The organism is Streptomyces sp. SID14478 (assembly GCF_010548525.1).
In the GTDB taxonomy this organism is placed as follows: Bacteria; Actinomycetota; Actinomycetes; order Streptomycetales; family Streptomycetaceae; genus Streptomyces.
The window spans coordinates 1-4,258 of sequence record NZ_JAAGMG010001281.1; the positions used below are offsets into that span (position 1 = coordinate 1).

Consider the following 4,258-nt stretch of genomic DNA (forward strand, 5'->3'; position numbering starts at 1 on the left):
GCGAAGCCGATCTGCGCCCCCGGCAGGGCGAGGGTCACGTCGGCCCCCGCGCCCAGCGTGGCCCAGCCGCCGCCCGTCGTGGGATCGCGCACCACCGCGATCTGCGGCAGGCCCGCGGCCCGGGTAAGCGCTGACTCGCGTGCCACGCGCTGGAGTTGGGTCAGCGCGACCATGCCCTCCTGCATCCGGCTGCCGCCCGTGGCGACGAGCGGGACCACCGGCAGCCGGTGCCGGCGGGCGTGGACGTGGGCGGCCTCGATACGGGCGCCCGTCTCCCGGCCCAGCGAGCCGCCCAGGTAGCCGAACTCGAAGGCGACGAGGACCGCGGCGGTGCCGGCCACCTCGGCGGTCCCGGCCGCGACGGACTCCGTCTCACCGGTCCGCTCCGTGGCGCGCGAACGGGCCGCGTCGTAGCCGGGCCAGCCGAGGGGGTCGGGACCCTGCGCCGTTGCGGGGCAGGGGAGTTCCCGGAAGGTGCCGGGGTCGCAGACCGCGTCCAGGGCGCCCCGCGCGCCCGAGCCGTCAGCCATCGGGGAGTGCCCGCTTGAGGATCTTGCCCATGTCGTTGCGGGGCAGCGCGTCCAGGTAGCGGACGGTGCGGGGGCGCTTGTGCGGGGCCAGGAGCCCGGCCACGTGGTCCGCCAACTCGTCGGCGTGCGGCGGGTGTTCGGCGTCGGCCGGGACGACCCAGGCCACCACCCGCTCGCCCAGGTCGGCGTCCGGGGCGCCGGTGACCGCGGCCTCCTGGACGCCGGGGTGCGCGAGGAGCGCGTTCTCGATCTCGCCCGCACCGATCTTGTAGCCGCCGCTCTTGATCAGGTCGGTGGCCCGGCGGCCGATGATGCGGACGTAGCCGTCGAGGTCGCGTACGGCCATGTCGCCCGTGCGGAACCAGCCGCCGGGGGCGAACGCGGCCGCCGTCGCGTCGGGCCGGTTCAGGTACTCCAGGAACAGGTTCGGCCCGCGGACCTGGATCTCGCCCACGGCCTCGGGATCGCCGGCCGGCACCTCGGTAGTCCCGTCGTCCTCCGCGAGCCGCAGCTCGACGCCGGGCAGCGGCACCCCGACGGCGCCGGGCCGCGGATCGCCGTCCGCGCGCACGCTGGTGTTCATCAGCGTCTCCGTCATGCCGTACCGCTCGACGACCCGCTGTCCGGTGAGCGCCGTGATGCGTTCGTGGTCGTGCACCGGCAGCGCCGCGGAGCCGGACACCAGGAGCCGGGCCGACGCCAGGGCCTCGGTGAGCGCCGGGTCGGCGGGCAGGGCCTCGGCGATCCGGTGGTACATGGTCGGGACGCCGAAGAGCATCGTCGCCCCGGACGACAGCTCCCGCGTCACCCCGGCCGTGTCGAAACGGCCCAGGTGCCGCACCGCGCCGCCGCGCCGCAGCGGGCCGATGATCCCCAGGATCAGGCCGTGCACGTGGAACAGCGGCAGCCCGTGCACCAGGGTGTCCCGCTCCGTCCACTGCCAGGCGTCCCGCAGCGCGTCGAGCGTCGAGGAGACGGCGCGGCGCGGCAGCACCGCGCCCTTGGGCGGTCCGGTGGTGCCGGACGTGTAGACGACGAACGCGGGGGTCTCGGGGTCGTCGGGCTCGGCGGGCAGTGCGGCCGGCTGCCCGGCCCGGGCGGCGGCGTCGACGTCGATGCGCTCCAACGCGGCCAGCGCGGGCGGCAGTCGGGTGCCCGGCGCCGCCAGGACCGCGTCCGGGGCGCTGTCCGCCACGATGTGCCCCAGCTCGCTGTCGCCCGACTTCGGGTTGACGGGGACGGCGGCGACCCCCGCGAGCAGCGCCGCGACCACCCCGACGGCGGTCTCCAGGGTCGGCGTCGCCCACACCGCGACCCGGGCCGAACCGGCCAGCCGGGCCGCCAGGGGCGCGGCCGCCGAGGCCAGCTCCCCGTACGTCAGGGCACGCTCGCCGAAACGCAGCGCGGGGCGGTCGGGGGTGTCGGTCAGGGCCGGCAGGAGACGGTGCACGGGAACACTCCTCGCGATACGGATTGGCTCAGTGGCTGAACCAATCCGAGCGTGCCGTCTGGCAGCCGTCCACGTCAAGGACGTACGCTTCCGGGCACATGGGACAGGAAGGCCAGGGGCCAGCATGACCGACGCACTGCGGCCGATGACGGCGCGTCCGCGCCTGTACGAGCAGGTGCTCGACCGGCTGCGCGCCTACGTCGCCGAGGGCGGCCTGCGCGCGGGCGACCGGCTGCCGACCGAGCGCGACCTCGCGGCCCGCCTCGGGGTGAGCCGGGCCTCGGTCAAGCAGGCGATCGTCGTCCTGGAAGTGCAGGGCCTGGTGGAGGCGCGGCACGGCGGCGGCACGTACCTGATGCGCGACCGCCTGGACGGTGCCCTCGTCGAACCGGTGGAGCGGCTCGTCGCCCGCAAGAAGCGGCTGCCGGACGTCCTGGAGGCGCGCGAGGCGCTGGAGACGAAGCTGGCCGAACTGGCGGCCGAGCGCCGCACGGAGGCCGACCTGAGCGCACTGCGCGCCGCGCTCGACCGGATGGCCGAGGAGATCGCCGAGGGCGGCCTGGGCGTCGAGGGCGACCGCCTGTTCCACGCGGCGGTGACGGCCGCCGCGCACAGCGCCCTCCTCGCCGCCTTCATGCGGGAGATCGACGAGCCCATCGCGGAGTCCCGCAACGAGTCGCTGCGCCAGCCGCGCCGACCCGGCCGCTCCCTCGCCCAGCACCGGGCGATCCTCGACGCGATCGAGGCGGGGCAGGGGCGCGGCGCGGCGGCGGCGATGCGCCGGCACGTCCGCTCCGTGGCGAAGGTGCGCCTGCTGGAGTGGGAACCCCCGACCGACGGGGCGTAACCCGGCGGGGCCCGGGCCGTTACGCGGGCGTGGGAATCTGGCTGCTCAACAACTTCAGCACGCTCGCGCTCGCCCTGCTGCTCGGCGGTGGTGCCGTCTGCGTCGCCCTGGCCGGCGCCGTACTGGTGCGGCGCGGCTTCCCGCGCCTGGCGGGCGGCACCTACAACGACATGATCGGTGTCGTCCTCGGCATGTACGCCGCGATCTACGGCATCATCCTCGCCTTCGTCGTCGTCGCCGAGTGGGAGGGACTCAACGACGCGCACACCAACGTCGCCGCCGAGGCCAGCCAGACCGCCGAAGTCCTGCGCGACGCCGCCGCGTTCCCGCCGGAGCAGCAGCGCAAGGTGTCCGTGGCCATGGACGCGTACGTGCACGCCGTCGTCGACAAGCAGTGGCCCCTGATGCGCGACGGGCGCCCCGACCCGGGCCTCACCAACTCCCAAGTCGTCGGCCTCTACACGGTGTTCCAGGACTACGAGCCGCAGACCGAGGCGCAGAAGACGTACTACGCGCAGGCCGTCACCACCCTCGGCGAGATCGCCTCGGCCCGCCGCACCCGGCTGGCCGACTCCGAGCAGTCGCTGCCGCCGCTGCTGAACCTCCTCGTCTACGGCGGCGCCCTCGTCATGCTGCCGCTGACCTTCCTCTACGGCATCCACAGCCTGCGCGCCCAGCTGATGTTCGTCACGTCCGTCGCGGCGCTGATCGGGGTCAGCCTGCTGCTCTGCCTCACCCTCGACCACCCCTTCGCCGGGGACCTGTCGGTCTCGCCGCAGCCGTTCAAGGAAGGGGTGTTGGCGCAGTTCTGGCACTGAGCCCTTCTGGCGCCGAGCCCCCTACCCCTTTACGATCGGCCCCGTTGAACACCTGAGAACCACTACCTCTGCCCGGTGACGGAGCCGGCGTGGGGCGCGCGTCCCCGCGCCACGCCGACACTGGACGGTTCCAGGCGCGCTCACGGGTCGGCACATCCGGACGCCGACGGCCCCGTTGTGACGCGTCCCGCCGGGCGGTGAAAAGGACACGCCGTGCCGTCGGCGAACTTTTCGGCTCTGCTGCGCACTCCGGGTGCCGGAGCCTTCTTCCTCACCGCCTGCGTCGGACGGGTCGGCCTCGCCATGACCGGCCTCGGCATCGTGTGGCTGGTGCACGCCCGCACCGGGTCCTACGCGGACGCGGGCCTGGTCACCGGCTGCTTCGCCGTCGCCGACGCGCTGGCCGGACCCCAACTCGGCCGTCTGGTCGACCGGTTCGGGCAGACCAGGACCCTGCCGTGCACACTGGCCGCACACGCCGGGGCCGTCGCGCTGCTCGTGACGGGGGCGGTGCCCGACGCCGTCGCCGGGGCGCTCGTCGGGGCCACGCTGCCGCAGATCAGCGCGTTCGCCGCCGCCCGCTGGTCCGCCCTGCTGCACGGTGCGGCGGCCG

General features: G+C 74.9%; 4 protein-coding genes and 1 pseudogene. 3 read left to right on the forward strand and 2 right to left on the reverse strand.

The window, feature by feature from the left end; all coding sequences use genetic code 11:
• Together G3I40_RS41060 and G3I40_RS41065 are read right to left on the reverse strand one after the other, a co-directional pair.
• The coding region (locus G3I40_RS41060; RefSeq protein ID WP_275410318.1) for a carboxyl transferase domain-containing protein at positions 1 to 530 on the reverse strand (530 nt) is incomplete at its 3' end.
• Positions 523 to 1,980, reverse strand: a complete 1,458-nt coding sequence (locus G3I40_RS41065) for an acyl-CoA synthetase (RefSeq protein ID WP_343245191.1) — start codon at positions 1,978 to 1,980, stop codon at positions 523 to 525. The genes G3I40_RS41060 and G3I40_RS41065, both read right to left, overlap by 8 nt.
• Before the next feature lie 124 nt (positions 1,981 to 2,104).
• Between G3I40_RS41065 and G3I40_RS41070 the strand changes: the two genes are divergently transcribed.
• The 3 genes and pseudogenes from G3I40_RS41070 to G3I40_RS41080 form a co-directional block, all read left to right on the forward strand.
• Positions 2,105 to 2,827, forward strand: coding sequence for an FCD domain-containing protein (locus G3I40_RS41070; RefSeq protein ID WP_164559905.1), 723 nt, complete (start codon positions 2,105 to 2,107; stop codon positions 2,825 to 2,827).
• Between the two features lie 29 nt (positions 2,828 to 2,856).
• Entirely contained in the window at positions 2,857 to 3,645 is a 789-nt protein-coding gene (locus tag G3I40_RS41075) for a DUF4239 domain-containing protein (RefSeq protein ID WP_164559906.1), read from the forward strand.
• 213 nt (positions 3,646 to 3,858) lie between these two features.
• Positions 3,859 to 4,258, forward strand: a pseudogene (locus G3I40_RS41080) (MFS transporter); the annotation flags it as partial.

Coding starts and splice junctions, on each gene's coding strand:
- G3I40_RS41070 (WP_164559905.1), top strand. CDS start 2,105: ATGACCGACGCACTGCGGCCGATGACGGCGCGTCCGCGCCTGTACGAG.